This is a genomic window from Peribacillus sp. NPDC094092, from assembly GCF_050279365.1.
Taxonomy (GTDB): Bacteria; Bacillota; Bacilli; order Bacillales; family DSM-1321; genus Peribacillus.
The window spans coordinates 1,741,436-1,759,727 of record NZ_JBNNUC010000001.1 but is presented as its reverse complement, the minus strand read 5'-3'; the positions used below and the strand labels follow the sequence as shown (position 1 = coordinate 1,759,727).

The 18,292-nt window shown below is 39.3% G+C and carries 13 protein-coding genes; 10 read left to right on the top strand and 3 right to left on the bottom strand.

Translation table 11 applies throughout. The features are described from left to right. The first annotated feature begins 57 nt into the window (after positions 1-57). On the top strand, positions 58-1,068 hold the full coding sequence (locus ACQKNS_RS08390; protein WP_427642003.1) for a FecCD family ABC transporter permease: 1,011 nt from the start codon (positions 58-60) through the stop codon (positions 1,066-1,068). After that, complete coding sequence (locus tag ACQKNS_RS08385; protein WP_427642002.1) at positions 1,065-2,072, top strand: FecCD family ABC transporter permease; 1,008 nt, start codon at positions 1,065-1,067, stop codon at positions 2,070-2,072. The genes ACQKNS_RS08390 and ACQKNS_RS08385 overlap by 4 nt, the downstream gene beginning before the upstream one ends. Before the next feature lie 80 nt (positions 2,073-2,152). On the opposite strand, the gene ACQKNS_RS08380 is transcribed toward ACQKNS_RS08385, so the two are convergent. Both ACQKNS_RS08380 and ACQKNS_RS08375 read right to left on the bottom strand, forming a co-directional pair. Then, entirely contained in the window at positions 2,153-3,100 is a 948-nt protein-coding gene (locus ACQKNS_RS08380; RefSeq protein ID WP_427642001.1) for a response regulator, read from the bottom strand. Positions 3,101-3,104: 4 nt separating this feature from the next. Continuing rightward, entirely contained in the window at positions 3,105-4,367 is a 1,263-nt protein-coding gene (locus ACQKNS_RS08375; RefSeq protein WP_427642177.1) for a sensor histidine kinase, read from the bottom strand. A 423-nt stretch (positions 4,368-4,790) separates the two neighbouring features. Here ACQKNS_RS08375 and ACQKNS_RS08370 point away from each other — a divergent pair, with 423 nt between their 5' ends. The 3 genes from ACQKNS_RS08370 (at position 4,791) to ACQKNS_RS08360 (ending at position 9,959) form a co-directional block, all read left to right on the top strand. Next, positions 4,791-5,780: a glutaminase gene (locus ACQKNS_RS08370; RefSeq protein WP_427642176.1), complete on the top strand. Its 990-nt coding sequence runs from the start codon at positions 4,791-4,793 to the stop codon at positions 5,778-5,780. 161 nt (positions 5,781-5,941) lie between these two features. Next, the gene (locus tag ACQKNS_RS08365) at positions 5,942-7,576 is read left to right on the top strand and encodes an APC family permease (RefSeq protein WP_427642000.1); all 1,635 of its coding nucleotides are present in this window, start codon (positions 5,942-5,944) and stop codon (positions 7,574-7,576) included. Positions 7,577-8,063: 487 nt separating this feature from the next. Then, the gene (locus tag ACQKNS_RS08360; RefSeq protein ID WP_251437263.1) at positions 8,064-9,959 is read left to right on the top strand and encodes a PrkA family serine protein kinase; all 1,896 of its coding nucleotides are present in this window, start codon (positions 8,064-8,066) and stop codon (positions 9,957-9,959) included. Between the two features lie 238 nt (positions 9,960-10,197). Here the strand turns inward: ACQKNS_RS08360 and ACQKNS_RS08355 are convergent, their stop codons facing one another. Beyond that, positions 10,198-10,407: a metal ABC transporter ATPase gene (locus ACQKNS_RS08355; RefSeq protein WP_034315156.1), complete on the bottom strand. Its 210-nt coding sequence runs from the start codon at positions 10,405-10,407 to the stop codon at positions 10,198-10,200. A 118-nt stretch (positions 10,408-10,525) separates the two neighbouring features. Here ACQKNS_RS08355 and ACQKNS_RS08350 point away from each other — a divergent pair, with 118 nt between their 5' ends. The 5 genes from ACQKNS_RS08350 to ACQKNS_RS08330 all read left to right on the top strand — a co-directional run bounded on the left by ACQKNS_RS08350 (position 10,526) and on the right by ACQKNS_RS08330 (position 17,960). Beyond that, positions 10,526-10,705, top strand: coding sequence for a hypothetical protein (locus tag ACQKNS_RS08350; protein WP_427641999.1), 180 nt, complete (start codon positions 10,526-10,528; stop codon positions 10,703-10,705). A gap of 486 nt (positions 10,706-11,191) precedes the next feature. Then, on the top strand, positions 11,192-12,361 hold the full coding sequence (gene yhbH, locus ACQKNS_RS08345) for a sporulation protein YhbH (protein WP_076367698.1): 1,170 nt from the start codon (positions 11,192-11,194) through the stop codon (positions 12,359-12,361). A 776-nt stretch (positions 12,362-13,137) separates the two neighbouring features. After that, a complete protein-coding gene (locus ACQKNS_RS08340) occupies positions 13,138-13,344 on the top strand; it encodes a hypothetical protein (protein WP_427641998.1) in 207 nt (68 codons plus the stop codon). A gap of 476 nt (positions 13,345-13,820) precedes the next feature. Then, a complete protein-coding gene (locus ACQKNS_RS08335; protein WP_427641997.1) occupies positions 13,821-17,237 on the top strand; it encodes a toxin Cry1Ac domain D-VI-related protein in 3,417 nt (1,138 codons plus the stop codon). Between the two features lie 186 nt (positions 17,238-17,423). Then, positions 17,424-17,960: a hypothetical protein gene (locus ACQKNS_RS08330; protein ID WP_427641996.1), complete on the top strand. Its 537-nt coding sequence runs from the start codon at positions 17,424-17,426 to the stop codon at positions 17,958-17,960. Positions 17,961-18,292 lie beyond the last annotated feature (332 nt).

Below are 18,292 nucleotides of genomic sequence, written 5' to 3'. Positions count from 1 at the left end.
GGAGAGGGATTCCAATTCCTCTCCCTTTATTCTATAAAAAAGAGATGAGAGAGACAGATGACTAATGAAAATCAACGTTTCATCCCATTTATATATAAACTGATCATAGGGATCGCTCTATTCATAGGCATGTTCATAATTTCAATGGCATTTGGTGCGGCGGATGTTTCAGTAAAAGATGTTTGGCAAGCACTGACATCAAATGCTGCCGGTGAAAAGCTTTCAATCATTCGGGAAATCCGTTTCCCTCGTGAAGTGGGGGCAATCTTTGTGGGTGCAGCACTTGCCGTTTCCGGTGCCATCATGCAGGGAATGACTAGGAATCCACTTGCTGATCCGGGGTTGCTCGGATTGACGGCAGGAGCCAATGCAGGTCTTGCCATTACTTTGGCATTTATTCCAAATGCCAATAATTTAGGGATCATGATTGCGTGTTTTATCGGTTCCGCTGTGGGGGCAATCATGGTTTTTGGCATTGCTGCGATGAAGAAGGGTGGTTTTTCTCCTTTACGGATCGTATTGGCTGGTGCAGCAGTCTCTGCATTCCTTTTTGCCGTTTCGCAAGGTGTCGGCCTTTATTTCAAAGTTTCAAAAGATGTATCGATGTGGACTGCAGGCGGGAATATCGGAACATCATGGGGCCAGCTTCGTGTAATCGTCCCGTTCATTTTAATAGGAATCCTGATTTCCCTTATCTTTTCCAGACAGCTCACCATACTAAGCTTAAGTGAAGAAGTGGCGGTAGGATTAGGTCAAAAGACAACACAAATAAAGGCGGTTCTCTTCGTGGTCATCATTCTCCTGGCAGGGGCAGCCGTTGCACTTGTTGGAAATATGGTATTCATTGGATTAATGGTCCCCCATATGGTCCGGGCTTTCGTGGGTACGGATTATCGATTCATCCTGCCTATGTCCGCGATTTTAGGAGCCACTTTCATGCTACTTGCCGATACGATCGGCCGTACAATCAATTCTCCATATGAAACACCTGTGGTAGCGATTGTTGCGATGATAGGTTTACCTTTCTTCCTCCTAATCGTGCGTAAAGGAGGTAAAGCATTTTCATGATCCAGGCAGCTTTAGTCAAAAAACAGCGTTGGATAGTAGTTGCATTATCCGCACTCATTATCATTACGATCATTATAGGGACGTGTTCGGGATATTCGAATCTTTCTTTAGGGCGACTGATTCCAACGCTTTTCGGGCAAGGGACATTTAAAGAGGAATTCATATTATTTTCCGTCCGATTACCACGAATCATCATTACCATTTTAGCAGGAATGGCCCTTGCACTGTCGGGAGCCATCCTTCAAGGAATCACACGTAATGATTTAGCCGATCCCGGAATCATCGGGATCAACTCAGGAGCTGGTGTTGCCATAGCCGCTTTCTTTCTGTTTTTCCCGCTTGATGCTGGATCGTTTGTTTATATGGTTCCGCTTGTCGGTTTTATCGGCGCGTTATTGACGGCCTGTTTAATATATATCCTCTCATTTAAGAGAAGGAGCGGCCTTGAACCCGTTCGGCTAGTGTTGATCGGGGTTGGTTTTTCAATGGCGCTTTCAGGTCTGATGATTGTCCTCATTTCATCAGCGGAACGAGCCAAAGTCGATTTCATAGCAAAATGGTTGGCGGGAAATATATGGGGAACGGATTGGCCTTTCATTTGGGCAGTTCTTCCATGGCTAATCATTCTCATTCCATTCACTTTATATAAAGCAAATCGTTTGAATCTGCTTGGTTTAAGTGAACCGGTCGCAATTGGGGTCGGTGTATCGATTGAAAAGGAGCGGATCGTATTGCTAATCACGGCTGTAGCATTGGCCGCGGCTGCCGTTTCTGTTACAGGCGGCATTGCATTCATTGGACTCATGTCCCCGCATATAGCAAAATCTTTGGTAGGACCTCGAAATCAACTATTCATTCCGGTTGCCATTTTAATCGGTGGATGGCTATTATTGCTTGCCGATACAATAGGCCGTAATATAATGGAACCCGAGGGAATTCCTGCAGGTATCATGGTTGCATTGATCGGTGCACCTTATTTCATGTATTTATTGTTGAAAAAATAAAATCTTGCAAAAATCCCCTGAAATGTTTCAGGGGATTTTATGTTTTTTCATGCTTCCGTAGTTTTTGGTTTTAATCAGGGTTATTTATATCTAATTATTTCATCAGGACTCAATCGTTTCGCTTCGAAATAAAATACTTGTATAAACTTTTTTGTATTTACCCGGGTAGGTGTAAGAACTATTGTTGAATCATTTTGCAGTTCTTTCATCTTTTGGCGAACGACTGTGAAATCAAAAAATTTAGAAGCGTAATTTTCAAACTTCGGATTTGAAAAATCCGTTAAACCGAGCGAAGCAAAATGATTTAACGAATGATTGATCGTTCTGCGTATTCGCTGTTCGGCAGCTTTTATTTCCCGGTTGATATCAACCGGCAAAGCTGATGTGCCGAGCTTTTTTTTGGTGATTTCTACAAAGATATCCTTAAGGGTCGGGAAATGCTTTCCAAAAGTAAAAGTCCGTTCATACATAAATAAATATTGAAGCATTTCCATTAAATCTTTTGCACCATTTTCTCCAATGATCCCTAATTCCGATAAAAGGAATTCACCCACTTCTCTTATATTTTTTTCATCATAACGATTGGATTTATCAACTTTTGGCTGTTCAAAACTCAATACACTGTTCAATGAGGCTTGGATATTTGTGATCGATCTTTCTAAATGAATGCGTTCCATGACTTTTCGGATGACTGTTAATATTTCAATACGATTGATTGGTTTAGTAATATAATAATCGATTCCAAGTGAGTATGCCTCACCAATCAGCTCCTTTGATTCAACCTGCGAAATCATTATTATTTTCCCGTTAAATGTATTTTTTATATGACGAAGTGTCTCAATGCCATCCCGGATCGGCATTAATAGATCAATAAATAGTATATCAATTTGTTTTAAATTCAATATATGCCCTTCTAATAGACTTCCATCCTCGGCTTCCTCCACCACTTCTCCTAAGTCTTCGTTCTCAATAATTTGGCTCAAGTTTGAACGTATCGCACAATCATCATCTGTTATAAAAAAACGCATGGGATCATCCTTTCTGGATCAACTTATGAATGGGTAATTTTATTGAAAAAACGGCACCATTAAAACTATTTTCAAACAGGATATCTCCTCCCAGTTCTTTTACGACTTCTTTAACATATGAGAGACCAATCCCTGTTGAAGGGTTCCCCAAATGATCATATTTTGATGTGAATCCAGGTTTGAATATGACAGTCTGATATTTTTGAGGAATTCCAGGTCCGGTATCAGCAACCTTGAATTCTACATCGTCGTGAATTTCACTCAAACTTAAACGTACGATTCCCTTTTCTTTAATTGCTTCCACTGCATTAGCGACTAAATTATTGAAAAGGGATAAGAAAGTATATACATGATAATGTGAATCGTTTTTTCCATCTAATGAGTATTCAAATTGAATATCCTTTCCTAATGATAAGGCATATTTTTCATTAATTCGGATGATTAAATGGAAGAGTTCAGCAGCATTCATATAATCCCTAAAACTCTCATTGGAAATCAATTTGGAGAGACCGGCAAAAATTCGTTGATTATCTTTTTTGACTTCATGCATTTCACCCGCGATGCGCAAAGCTTTTTGACTATATGGCTCTGTAGGAACATGAAGTTGCTTTTCACGTTTTTCCAGTTCTTTAAATTCTCGATACAAATCATACGATTTCTTTGTAATATTCTCTGCATTTTTCAATGTTTTTTTTAAGTGGATCGTTTCCTCATATAAATTTGAAATGAGCATCAGCATATGTTCATTTTGTTTTCTGATTTGCCGTTCCCTTGATTGTGCTTCATATAGTTTCATCATATTAAAAAAGCTTAAAACGATAAAACTGTGGGCGAATGCGATCATGATCATCTCGTTTAATGAACCTAACGTAATTGTTGTTTCTAATACAATATATTGAATGATTAATTCTATTGAGTCAGACAATATTTCGATAATAAGACCAATACATCCAATAATCAACGATCGGTTTTGAAAGCGATTGATTTTCACTAAATAAAAAAGAAAGGAGTAGGTGAAATAAAAAAAGAAGCTTGGAAAGTGAACTTGAAAAGCGGAAGACCAGGAAAAACTATCAAGCATGAAAAAATCTATTAAAATACGGAATACCACAACCATTGTTCCTGTCAGGAAGCCTGAAAAAATGGCAGGGGTTTTCTGTAATAATAGTAAAAAGAAGAAAAGTACAGGCGGACCAAAACTTACACGAAACGTTTCATTTAATGGATAAAAACTCAATTCGCCTGCTAACGGCACTGTTAACAACATCAAAGCAAGGATATTGACCTCTTTTTTCATTAACGTACTGAGATTCAAGTCGTCACCTCCCAATTTGTTTAAAAAATCAGTATACAGTTTCGTCGTCCTCAATACAACGCTTTCTTTGTTTCTGAATAGAACGCCTTATAACCAATTATGGCAAACCCAATCTTTTTTTCTATCCACAAAAAATGGTAACGGAATAAGTGAAAAGAACACGTTTTTTTTATTTTTGATTTTGTAGGTTTTCGTATGATTATGTAGTTCCCAATTTAGAATTAACGTAGATAGAAATTTTTGAAAGCGCTTAACAATATTTAGAATATTCATTATGTTTTCATCGAATCTAGTACAAGTAAGCTGGATGGCATCCGGAAAGACGCTCATATTGAAAAAATAATGATACAACAACTGAAGAGGTGGAAAAATGTGATTGAAGAATTGTCAAAAGAGTATGACATTCATGTTAATAGTCAAAGAATAGCCGACTTAGATGAATGGGTAGCACATTACAAATCCTTTGCCGCTGAAGGGCAAACCGCCAATTATATACCGGCCTTGAGAAATGCACATTTATCACAATTGGGCATTTGCATACTGGAGCCTGGTGGAACAATGATCAAGAAAGGGGATTGGGAAGTCCCCTTCACGCTGCAAAGTATTTCAAAAGTGCTCAGCTTTATAGCCGCATGCTTGGGATGCGGCATTTCTTATGTGTTAGAAAGGGTCGATGTGGAACCAACTGGGGATGCTTTCAATTCAATTATTCGTTTAGAAATTCATAAGCCGGGAAAACCGTTTAATCCTATGATAAATGCAGGGGCGATTACCATAGCATCGCTTCTCCCAGGGGATTCTTCACAAAAAAAATTGGAATTTCTCTATGCATTATTTGAAAATTTGTTAGGGAAGCGCCCAACCGTCAATGAGGAAGTATATCAATCTGAGTGGCAAACTTCCCATAGAAATAGAGCTTTAGCTCATTATTTAAAAGAGACGAATTATTTAGAATCGGATGTAGAGGAAGCTTTAGAGGTTTACCTCAAGCAATGTTCCATAGAAGTAACCACAGAAGACATAGCCTTGCTTGGACTGATTCTTGCACAAGATGGATATCATCCTATCCGTAAAGAACAAGTACTCCCTAAAAAAGTGGCTAAGCTGGCCAAAGCATTAATGCTTACTTGTGGTATGTACAATGCTTCGGGGAAATTTGCGGCTTTTGTTGGGGTGCCAGCCAAAAGTGGAGTATCTGGCGGGATCATGGCACTAGTTCCTCCAAGTGCCAGAAGCGGTATGCCTTTTCAAAATGGATGTGGCATTGGCATATACGGACCTGCCATTGATGAATATGGGAATAGCGTAACAGGTAGTATGTTATTGAAACAAATGGCACAGGAATGGGATTTAAGTATTTTCTAAAAGCAAAAAATTTTATTCTTATAAAAAAGTACTCTTTAACAAGAGGTGATGTATGCAGCAGTTACTTTAAGATTCCGTTGGACTTGACCCAAATCATAAATCCAATTACTTTAAGGACCTTATTTTTAAGGAATAATTTTGGAAAGCATGGTGATGAATATATGAATAATTTACAGCGAAAGATGGGAACATTTTCGTTAACGATGGTGGGATTAGGGTCTATTATTGGCTCAGGATGGTTATTCGGAGCTTGGAGGGCGGCACAAATCGCAGGACCCGCAGCCATTATCTCCTGGATTATCGGGATGGTCGTTATTTTATTTATAGCACTTTCTTACAGTGAATTAGGGTCTATGTTTCCTGAAGCTGGGGGAATGGTAAAATACACGCAATACTCTCATGGTTCTTTTTTAGGGTTTCTTGCAGGTTGGGCAAACTGGATTGCAATCGTTTCCGTAATTCCAGTTGAAGCGATTGCGTCTGTTCAATATATGAGCTCATGGCCATGGGAATGGGCACGGTGGACACATGGTTTGGTAGAAAATGGAAGTCTGACTGGAGGAGGGCTGGTAATTGCCTCTGTCTTACTGATCGTCTACTTTTTATTAAATTACTGGACAGTTAGTTTGTTTTCAAAAGCTAATTCATTTATTACAGTCTTTAAGGTCATTATACCTGGACTTACGATAGGGTCACTTTTATTTGCCGGGTTTCATGGATCCAATTTTACCTCTGCAGGAAGTATCGCTCCCAATGGTTGGGCAAGTGTACTTACTGCTGTAGCAACTTCTGGCATCATTTTTGCATTTAACGGTTTTCAAAGTCCAATTAATATGGCAGGTGAGGCAAAGAACCCTGGACGTTCGATCCCAAAAGCAGTAATTGGATCCATTTTAATTGCGACGGTCATCTACGTTTTATTACAGGTTGCGTTTATAGGAGCCGTTGATCCGTCGATGATCGTGAACGGATGGCAACATTTGAATTTCAATTCACCGTTTGCTGACCTAGCAATTGTTCTAAGCATAAACTGGTTAGTTATTTTACTGTATGTGGATGCGTTTATTTCTCCGTCCGGGACAGGAATAACTTACACGGCGACAACGTCACGAATGCTTTATGGAATGGAAAAGAATAAATATTTGCCAAGCGTTTTTGGGAAACTGCATCCACTTTATGGAATCCCTCGTCAAGCCATGTTTTTGAATCTAGGGGTATCTTTCTTATTTTTATTCATGTTCAGAGGCTGGGGCGTTTTGGCAGAGGTTATTTCAGTTGCAACATTGGTATCTTATATTACAGGTCCAGTCACTGTTATGACATTAAGGCGCACAGGTCAGAATTTGTACAGACCATTGCGTCTAAAAGGATTAAGCATCATCGCACCACTTGGCTTTGTTTTTGCCTCATTGGTTCTATATTGGGCAAGATGGCCACTGACAGGACAAGTATTATTTATCATTATGATTGGCCTTCCCATTTATTTCTATTATCAATCAAAAATAAAATGGAAGGGATTCCGTCAAAACTTTTCGGCTGGGCTTTGGATGGTCGTTTACTTACTCTGTATGATGACCGTTTCATACTTAGGCAGTGAAAAGTTTGGTGGATTAAACATAATCCCATTTGGTTGGGATATGATCATCATTACATGTTTATCTCTAGGGTTTTATAGTTGGGCAATAAAAAGTGGATTCCAAACAGAATTTTTGGAACAAGGACTAAAAGTAAATGAAGACTTGAGATCGATGGAGAACGAAGTTGCATCTCAAACTGATAAAAAGAACGCTGTATAAATGATGAATCCACTTCATTGGTTAGCGTGTCTATTACATTTTTTGAATGAAATCAAAAGTGCTTCTTTCTATTTATATGGATGAGGACACAAAAAGGGGGACGGCAAATTTAATTTGCTGTCCCCCTTTTTGAATTTAAGAAAAGGCTGTTTTTTTTATTTCACACCTGGTTTATCTTCATATCCGGCAGTGAAGATAGCGGCTAAAAATGTAATGGCAACTCCAACGATAATAACTGTGCCCATGTTATAACCTCCTTTACCCATATTGTCCCACTTAAGTATAGGCTTAGTATACCCTAATTTTTAGCAGGAGTGCACACAAATTTTCCTGTCAGCTTATTTATCGCCAATTCTCAATGATTAAGCCTTTTTCGATGCAGGGGGATTCGAAACAATCCCTGACCACTTTTTAAAGTCTGACATGTTTGTCAGACTTGGAGCATAGATTTAAGTATTCTCTGAAAGTGACAGGGGGAGGTTCCTTAATGGATATTTTAAAGAAAATCGAAAAATTTAGAGAAGATGAACAGAAGCTGAAGTGGGAAGGCACCTTCGCAGAGTACTTAGAAATATTGAAAGAAACGCCTTTAGTTGCTCAATCTGCTCATTCACGTGTATACAACATGATCAGAGATGCAGGGATAGAAGAAGTAAATGGGACAAAGAAATACAATTTTTTCAGCGGTCAGTTGTTTGGCCTAGAGGATTCACTGGAAAGGCTCATCGAGGAATATTTCCATCCGGCTGCAAAGCGGCTTGATGTCCGTAAGCGAATATTGCTTCTCATGGGTCCGGTGTCAGGTGGGAAGTCCACACTCGTTTCTTTACTGAAGCGTGGACTTGAAAATTATTCATTAAAAGACTCTGGTGCGATTTATGCAATAAAAGGATGCCCGATGCATGAAGATCCACTGCATCTCATTCCGCAGTATTTACGGGATGATTTTTATGAAGAATATGGCATCCGGATTGAAGGGAACCTATCGCCGCTGAATGTAATGAGGTTAGAACAGGAGTATGGAAGCAGGATTGAAGACGTGATGGTCGAGCGTATTTTCCTTTCAGAGGATAAACGTGTTGGAATTGGAACATTCAGTCCTTCAGACCCTAAGTCACAGGATATTGCTGATTTGACGGGCAGCATCGATTTTTCGACCATTGCCGAATACGGATCGGAATCAGATCCGCGTGCCTATCGCTTTGATGGAGAGCTGAACAAGGCGAACCGCGGGATGATGGAGTTCCAGGAGATGCTGAAATGTGATGAGAAGTTCTTATGGCATTTGCTATCATTGACACAAGAGGGGAATTTTAAAGCAGGCCGTTTTGCATTGATCAGTGCAGATGAACTCATTGTGGCTCATACGAATGAAACGGAGTATAAAGCGTTCATTTCCAACAAGAAAAATGAAGCATTGCATTCCCGTATCATTGTCATGCCTATTCCATATAATCTTAAGGTTACCGAGGAAGAAAAGATTTATGAAAAAATGATCCGTGAAAGTGATGTCTCGGATGTTCATATAGCCCCGCATACATTAAGGGTGGCGGCAATCTTCAGCATCATGACCCGCCTGAAGGATCCCAAAAAGGGCGATATCGATTTAGTGAAAAAGATGAGGCTTTATGATGGGGAAAATGTCGAAGGATTTAATTCCGCGGACATCAATGAATTGAAAAAAGAATATCAGGACGAAGGCATGAGCGGAATCGATCCGCGTTACGTGATTAACCGAATTTCCTCTACGATCATTCGTAAGGAAAATCCGTCCATTAATGCATTGGATGTACTTATGTCATTAAAGGCAGGACTTGACCAGCATCCGTCCATAACGAACGAACTTCGGGAGAGGTATTTGAATTTCATTTCGCTGGCACGTAAAGAATACGATGCCATTGCAAAAAATGAAGTGCAAAAGGCATTTGTTTATTCGTACGAAGAGTCGGCGAAAATCCTCATGGATAACTACCTTGATAATGTAGAAGCATATTGCAATAAATCAAGGCTGCGCGACCCATTGACTGGGGAGGAAATCAACCCTGATGAAAAATTGATGCGCTCGATAGAAGAGCAAATTGGAATATCCGAGAATGCGAAAAAAGCATTCCGCGAAGAAATATTGATTCGCATTTCTGCATATGCGCGTAAAGGGAAGCGATTCGATTATAATTCCCATGATCGTTTACGGGAAGCGATCCAGAAAAAACTATTCGCGGATCTGAAGGATGTCGTTAAGATCACTACATCAACGAAGACACCAGACGAAAGGCAACTGAAGAAAGTGAACGAGGTCATCACGAGACTTATCGACGAGCACGGATATAATTCGACTTCAGCCAATGATTTGCTGCGCTATGTGGGAAGCTTGTTAAATCGGTAATTCATAATTTTTTGCCCCTGCCCATATCGGGCAGGGGTTTATCCTTTTTCGCGGAAGGCGGGGTGCTTGAAAAATGGATTAGAGGAAATCTAAACAATTCCTTTCAATTCTGAATTTCCCATTGAAAACATGCATTTTTTGATGGTTCTAAAGGGGGCCTTTACAAGGAATGAGGAATAATGAACCAAACAAAGCACCGGGCCCTGCAGAATGGAAGGGAGCCCGGTGCTTTTGATTTTTATTTAGTTACATTCAAGCCATACTGCTCAATAAGTGTAATAAGTTGATTCGGTGATAGTTTTTCTTCGCTATGATCGATTTTAATTTCCCCATCATCAACATCGATGATCGCACGTTCCACACCTTCCGTTTTCAAAAGTATGGACTCCAGATTTAAAATCGGGCCTTCTGATGTTGCTTCCTTTACATAAAGGGTAGTTGTTTGCATACTTCTTGCACCTCCTCACATTTGCTCATAATGTTTTATCTATACCCCATATTTCCAATAGATATGTTACGTTTTGGATTTGGAAATATTGGGTATCAATAAGTAGAGGTGATGGCAAATGAGTAAAGAGGAATTGAAAAAAGAACATGTGCCGGAAAATAGCTCCATGGCTAAGGACTATGAAGAGATGAAAGAACTTGGAAAGCAGATGGAAAATCAAAGGACGAATGAAGAATTGAAAAAGTGGGATAAACGCCCAGGTACAGTTCAACATGATTTAGAGGAAGATAAAGATTGACGAAAATTACAACCAGAATCATTCTATCTGTTTAAAAGGGGTGTCCAGAAAAACTACTGGAACACCCTTTTTGTTGTGTCATTTCTTTTTAATGATGTGTTTTGCAGATCAATGACGTGGCAAAGTTCTTTAAGTCCTATAATCCGACAAATAAAACCTATTTTGAAAAAGAACAAACATGATAATCATCAAGTCTGTTCTTTTTCTTAAAATACTTATTTATCAGTAAGATTTAGAATAAAAACCTTAAAGCACCGATAACGCCCTTGTCTGGACTTGTCTAGTTCGTAGGCAAACATCCATTATTGAATTTAGTTGTAAATTATCCCGCATCGCTGCATAAGATAGAGTAATACTTTTCTTTTAATCCGTTTTTTCGCACTGTATTTTTCATTGGAAAATCGGAATGATGTGGGCATTCCCACACTAACTTATTATATGAAGGAATGATGAAAAGCGTGCAAACATTTTTAAGGGGGGAAGAGAATGTCGGAAGAGAGTAATCAACAGTATGTTATCTCACAGGAAAATTGGTCCCTCCATCGGAAAGGTTATGATGATCAACAACGTCATCAGGAAAAGGTGCAGGAAGCGATCAAGAATAATTTGCCTGATCTAATTTCAGAAGAAAGCATCGTAATGTCCAATGGCCGGGATGTAATCAAGATTCCCATTCGCTCCTTGGATGAATACAAAATTCGTTATAACTATGATAAAAACAAACATGTAGGGCAAGGCGATGGGGACAGTAAAGTGGGTGATGTGGTCGCAAGGGATGGATCACCTTCCGATGCCGGAGCCGGTAAGGGCCAAGGTGCAGGTGACAAGGCCGGTGAGGATTATTATGAAGCCGAAGTGTCGATGATGGAATTGGAGGAAGCCCTGTTCAGTCAATTGGAACTCCCTAATCTTCAGAAGAAAGAACATGCGGAGCACACGCTTGAACACATCGAATTCAACGATATCCGCAAGACAGGCCTAATGGGAAATATCGATAAAAAGAAAACGATGATATCGGCTTTCAAAAGGAACGCCTTAACGGGGAACCCAGGTTTTCATCCTATTTATAAGGAAGACTTTAAATTCAAAACCTGGAATGAGATCCAGAAACCTGATTCCAAAGCAGTTGTACTGGCAATGATGGATACTTCCGGAAGTATGGGGTTATGGGAAAAATATATGGCTCGAAGCTTTTTCTTTTGGATGAACCGTTTCTTGCGGACAAAATATGAAACGGTGGAAATCGAGTTCATTGCCCATCATACAGAAGCGAAGGTTGTTCCGGAAGAGGATTTCTTTTCAAAAGGGGAAAGCGGCGGTACGATTTGTTCGTCCGTATACCGAAAAGCATTAGAACTTATTGATCATAAATATGACCCCGCGAAGTTTAATATCTATCCGTTCCACTTTTCCGATGGTGATAACCTAACATCAGATAACGTCCGATGCGTGAAGCTTGTTGAAGAACTCATGAAGGTTTCCAATATGTTCGGGTATGGGGAAGTCAATCAATACAATCGTCATTCAACATTGATGACAGCTTATAAAAATATCGATAATGAAAAATTCAGGTATTATATTCTTAAGCAAAAGGCTGACGTTTTCCATGCAATGAAGAGCTTTTTTAAAGATGAGGAAAGTAAGAAGTATGCATAAAGAAACGCGCTAGTTCTGGATTGTAGGGAAACGTCATTCTCCCTACAATTTTTTATTTACCGTTCAATCTAATGTTAAATATTCAGTTCCACAAAGTGTGATGGCTGCTGAAAGTAACGCCTGTAATGATAAATGAAAGATATTCCTAACATATTTGTCCATACATTCAGAATATAAAATTATTGTTTTTACGTTCATGACACTCAGGTCCAATCCTTATTACCGGTTTGATGATTTCTTCGGGAGCACAATATGAAAAATGGTTTGTCTCATTTCATTTTTGGAACGATATGATTGTGTATATATCATAAAATAAAGTAGCAGTGAGGAAACTTCCCCAAAACCCCATCGTAAAAGAAGACCCGATGCACTGAGCGGTTCCAAAACATTGTGTCTTGGTTAACCACTCAGGCTGCCTGTTCCCTATGTCCCTAGGGGCGGGCTGTTTTTTCATTTCTCCTGATTGAATAGAAGGAAGTCTGTTCTTTCTGAAGCCATTCGATTTTATCTTCGATGCCCACTTTTCCTATTTATCCCTATATAATTTTATCCAAACTAATTCCTCTATAGAAAAATCAGCCGCTCTCTAAGCTGCACCAACATTTTCAAAATCTAAAATAACAAATTGAGCAAAGTGCCAATTATTAAAATGAACTGCATTTCTTTTCTGAACGAATGATTTCATTTTGTGAAATACCGCCACTCACCTATTTGTATATAATGATGCCAGAATATAAATCTAGATGATATCAACATCATGAAAAAGGAGAAGGATGATGTCGAAGCAATTTAACATATTTTTACTATGGGTATCACAAACTTGGTCCGCCCTATTGAAATATAGGAACTATTTCATTCAAGCCTTTTTAGTCTTATTCTTGATGTATCTTTTATTAAATGAACAAGAGATAAATACGCTGAAAATCATCCTCATTTTAATAACGGCACTAACCTTTCTTAAAAGTGCCCATAAAAAAGGGTGAATAAAAGTAAAAGTGGTATATAGCGGTCACGGGGGAAAGAGCCATGGCTGCGTACCAAGTCTCCGCTTATGAGCTGGATGATATGTCCACATAATGCAGGCGGAACTGGATAAAATGATTAACAGGATAATAGAAGAAACGATTCAGGGAAAGAAAATAATAACCAAATAGGATAAATCTATGTGATAAGGGAAATCAACGGTTTCTCTTATCACATTTTTAGTTATGTGATCATTATGATTGCACCCCCCCTAAAAGTAACATGTAGTTTTATCGTGTTTAAAAGGTGTTTTATAAAATGCAGGTTCGTTTAAACCCACCATAAATGAAAATTATCACATTAAAATTGACCTTTAATGCTCTAATATGGTCCCTAAAATGATTTTTTATGAATCATTATTGGAACGAAGTACTTGTCGAAAAAAAGTACTATTAATCTTGTAAGTAAAATCAATATCTAGAGGAGCGGTTCATTTATGAAGAAAAGTAAAATGTTAAAACCTATTAACGTTATGACAACATCATTTCTTTTAGCAAGTTCTCTATTAATGCCAAGTGCAGGATTTGCAGCTGAAGAACTATCCGTACCAAAGAATGTGGATAGTTCTGATTCACAAGGGTCTGAGGTGTCAACTCAAGAAGCACGTACACAAACATCTGAAACCAAATCTCCGGTAAAAGCTGCTTCAAAATTGATGGCAAATGAAGCAGTCGTCAATAATTTTCAAGAGTTAAAGGCTGCATTAGAGGCTGATAATGGAATTACGACGATCCATCTTGGACAAAGCATGGATATAAGCGGATCGATTAAAATAAACCCGGAAAAATCAAAAATCGTGATAGAGGGAAATCACCATACATTATCGGAAACGGGAGCTGTAGGAGCATCAGGTGGCATTTATGCGAATGGTAATATATTAAGCAGTGTCCATGTGAAGAACCTGGATATTAAAGGAAAGAATTATTATGGTTTCATTACAATACATGATGTAACAAAAAATGTAGAGCAAATATTCGAAAATGTAAATTACAGCGGACCTCAACTAATCTGGAACCGCAACGGTAGCGCGATTTTCAAAGGAGTCAATGACATTTATATCAATAACCATACAGTGCCAGGATCCTCACCCGCTCAAGAGATGGCGGAAACTGGAAGTGTGGAGATTGATGGTGAAACTAAAATAAGCCATAATAATGGCTATGCTCTTATTTGGTCGATTACAAAAGAACCACAATTTAAGATAGCTCCAAATGCCAATGTGGAAATTACGACACATCAAAGTGGTTATGGAATATTTTATGCGACAGGTGGCGATGGGGATTTTTCGATTGGAAATAATGCAAAGGTAAAGTTTGATGGAGCAAAAGGAGTTACCAGCACTGGAATGTTCAAGTCTTTTAACGTAGATGCCGGTGCCGATGTACAAATGAATAGAACGGGTACGGATTCATACCCAATGATTTCGCTTTATGGACCAGCACAGATCAATGATCAAGCGAAACTCCATGTAACTACAGAAGACGGTCATGCCTTGGAAGTGGAAAATAAACCTACCACCATTGATTTTAATGCTCCTGAGAATGTAGTTTTGTCCTCAGTGAAAAAACAAGCATTGAATAATTTAAGTACTTCGCTTGAGATGAGTATGAATACAGGCATGTTAAAGCTCTGGACGAGTGCGACAGGTGATCCTATAAATAGTTATGTGGGCAAATCCGGGGGCAATCTTACTTGGAAAGGGATATATAAGTATAACGTAGCTCAATCAATTGGTGGTAATCCAGAGAATTTCAATATTGAAGTTGGTAAAACAAAAAAGATTGAATTAGGAAAAGATGTAGGTGGGCAAGCAGAAAAAGACCTAACCGATGCGAAGAACAAAGTGGAAGATCTGTTCACGGACGATAAATTCGATACATTGGAAGGAACGACGGATCAAGGGGAGATTGATGAAGCCCAAGAAGCGGTCAATAAGCTTCCGGAAGGTGCAGAAAAGGACCGTCTGCAAGATTTACTGAACAAAGCGAAAGATTTATTGAACAAAAAAGAACAGGCAGAAAAAGACCTAACCGATGCGAAGAACAAAGTGGAAGGTCTGTTCACGGACGATAAATTCGATACATTGGAAGGAACGACGGATCAAGGGACGATTGATGAAGCCCAAGAAGCGGTCAATAAGCTTCCGGAAGGTGCAGAAAAGGACCGTCTGCAAGATTTATTGAACAAAGCGAAAGATTTAATGAACAAAAAAGAACAGGCAGAAAAAGACCTAACCGATGCGAAGAACAAAGTGGAAGGTCTGTTCACGGACGATAAGTTCGATACATTGGAAGGAACGACGGATCAAGGGGCAATTGATGAAGCCCAAGAAGCGGTCAATAAGCTTCCTGAAGGTACAGAAAAAGACCGTCTGCAAGATTTACTGAACAAAGCGAAAGATTTATTGAACAAAAAAGAACAGGCAGAAAAAGACCTAACCGATGCGAAGAACAAAGTGGAAGGTCTGTTCACGGACGATAAATTCGATACATTGGAAGGAACGACGGATCAAGGGACGATTGATGAAGCCCAAGAAGCGGTCAATAAGCTTCCGGAAGGTGCAGAAAAGGACCGTCTGCAAGATTTATTGAACAAAGCGAAAGATTTAATGAACAAAAAAGAACAGGCAGAAAAAGACCTAACCGATGCGAAGAACAAAGTGGAAGGTCTGTTCACGGACGATAAGTTCGATACATTGGAAGGAACGACGGATCAAGGGGCAATTGATGAAGCCCAAGAAGCGGTCAATAAGCTTCCTGAAGGTGCAGAAAAAGACCGTCTGCAAGATTTACTGAATAAAGCGAAAGATTTATTGAACAAAAAAGAACAGGCAGAAAAAGACCTAACCGATGCGAAGAACAAAGTGGAAGATCTGTTCACGGGCGATAAATTCGATACATTGGAAGGAACGACGGATCAAGGGGCGATTGATGAAGCCCAAGAAGCGGTCAATAAGCTTCCGGAAGGTGCAGAAAAGGACCGTCTGCAAGATTTATTGAACAAAGCGCAAGATCTATTGGATAAAGATATAACCGCTCCAAATGCACCGAAACTAGATGAAGTTACAACAAACAGTAAAGAAGTAACAGGAAGCGGTGAACCTGAAGCAAATGTGACCGTCACCATTAGTTCCAAGAAATATACCGGAGTTGTAGGTCCAGACGGGAAATTCAAAATTGCGATTCCTAATCAACCTGTCAATACAATAATAACGGTCACCTTGACAGACACGGCAGGGAATGTCAGCGAGAGTTCATCTGTAAGGGTAGTGCAGTTTATGCCAAGTGAACCTGTAAAGGTTGATCCTGTGTATCAAGATGCACAAACTATTACTGGAACTGCACCTGAAGGGGCAACGATCGTACGCTTACTGGTAAATGGCGTAGCACTGCGTACGGCACCTGTCAATGAAGATGGAACATTCAGTATATACAGCAGGTATGTTGGGGTGGACGAGAATGGAAATAATATAACCTTACAAGCAGGAGATATCGTGACGGTTGATTACGGAATGCGGACTCCAGCGAACTTACAAGCTCATGCTACTGTAATCAAGGAAGCGGAGAAACTTCAGGTGAATCCTGTGGCTCCTAATGCAGATTATGTTACGGGCAAAGCACCGGAGGGAACTATGAGTCTCCGTTTGCTAGTGAATGGAATAGCACAGAGAACGGTTTCCCTTACTCAAACTGGATCAGGAGTCATTAATCCGGATGGAAGCTACCAAATTTATAGCCGGTTTTTTGTGGATGATAATGGGGCTACCCGAAGATTGCAAGCAGGAGATGTCATTGAAGTTGACAATGGACCTCTAGTAGTCGGAGGGGATGTAGTAAAAACAATAGTTAAATAATCAATGTGATAATGATGTAAGAAGGCCTCTCCTATAGGAAGTGGGTCCTTCTTACATGTTTGAAAACGCTTCTTAAAGTGTTTGAGTATTTTTTCGTTTCAAGGTAATGAGGTCCATTGAATGAGATAAAAGGTACTGAAGAATCTCTCTTTAAGAAGGATTTATATTTTTTTAAGGGGTGGAATCATGAAATTGAAGAGAAGCTTTAGAGGTATTGGTCTCTGTTTATTAACTTTAACCTTATTTTTGACAGGCTGCATTTCAGGAGAAAAAGAAGCCCAGGATGAACAGAAAAATGTGCAAAAGCAAACGAATACTTCGGCTAAGGGAGAAACGGATAAAAAAGAAGCAGGACAAGAGAAAAGCGTATCTGGCGTAAGTATTCGGATTGAAAAAGCTTTGAAGCTTGAACATCCAGAGCAAAAAGGGAAACAGGTTTTACAGTTACAGCTGAAGGCAACTAATAAAACGGCAGAAGAACGATTTGTAGACGTTTTTGAAATGTCGGTATGGAATCAAGAAAATAAAAAACTTAGAATCTATCCGGGAGATAATTTGGGGACACAATTGTCACCTGGCAAAAGTGTTAAAGGAAATGGATACTATGTGATAGAAGGTAAGGGACCGTTCAAGGTACAGTATGAGAATACCGACACTAAAGAAAAGCAGGAATGGATTATTGACAAAGTGACTGATATGACAGCGGACGCTTCTAAAAAGTAGGATGTGTTCTTGAAAACGTGGCTAAATGAATTCCCCCGAGTAATGGCACCATGATAAAGGCCAATTCAATCGGGGGATTTTTGTATTTTCTTAAAAACTAAAAGAGGTTGTGGAAAGTTTTTTAATGGTATTTTGCTAGCTGCTTGCAATTATTTGAATTGGAGATTCCAAATAAGTCCTGACCAAAAATTTAATTATATGAATGCGTTAAAATACGCAAAAAGAAGGAATAACACTGATGTTAGTGCTGGGGTACTCATCAGACAAGGTGGATGAACCAAAAACAGAACGATTCATTCGAAATCTGGAACTGGCATCAAAAGTAATTATGA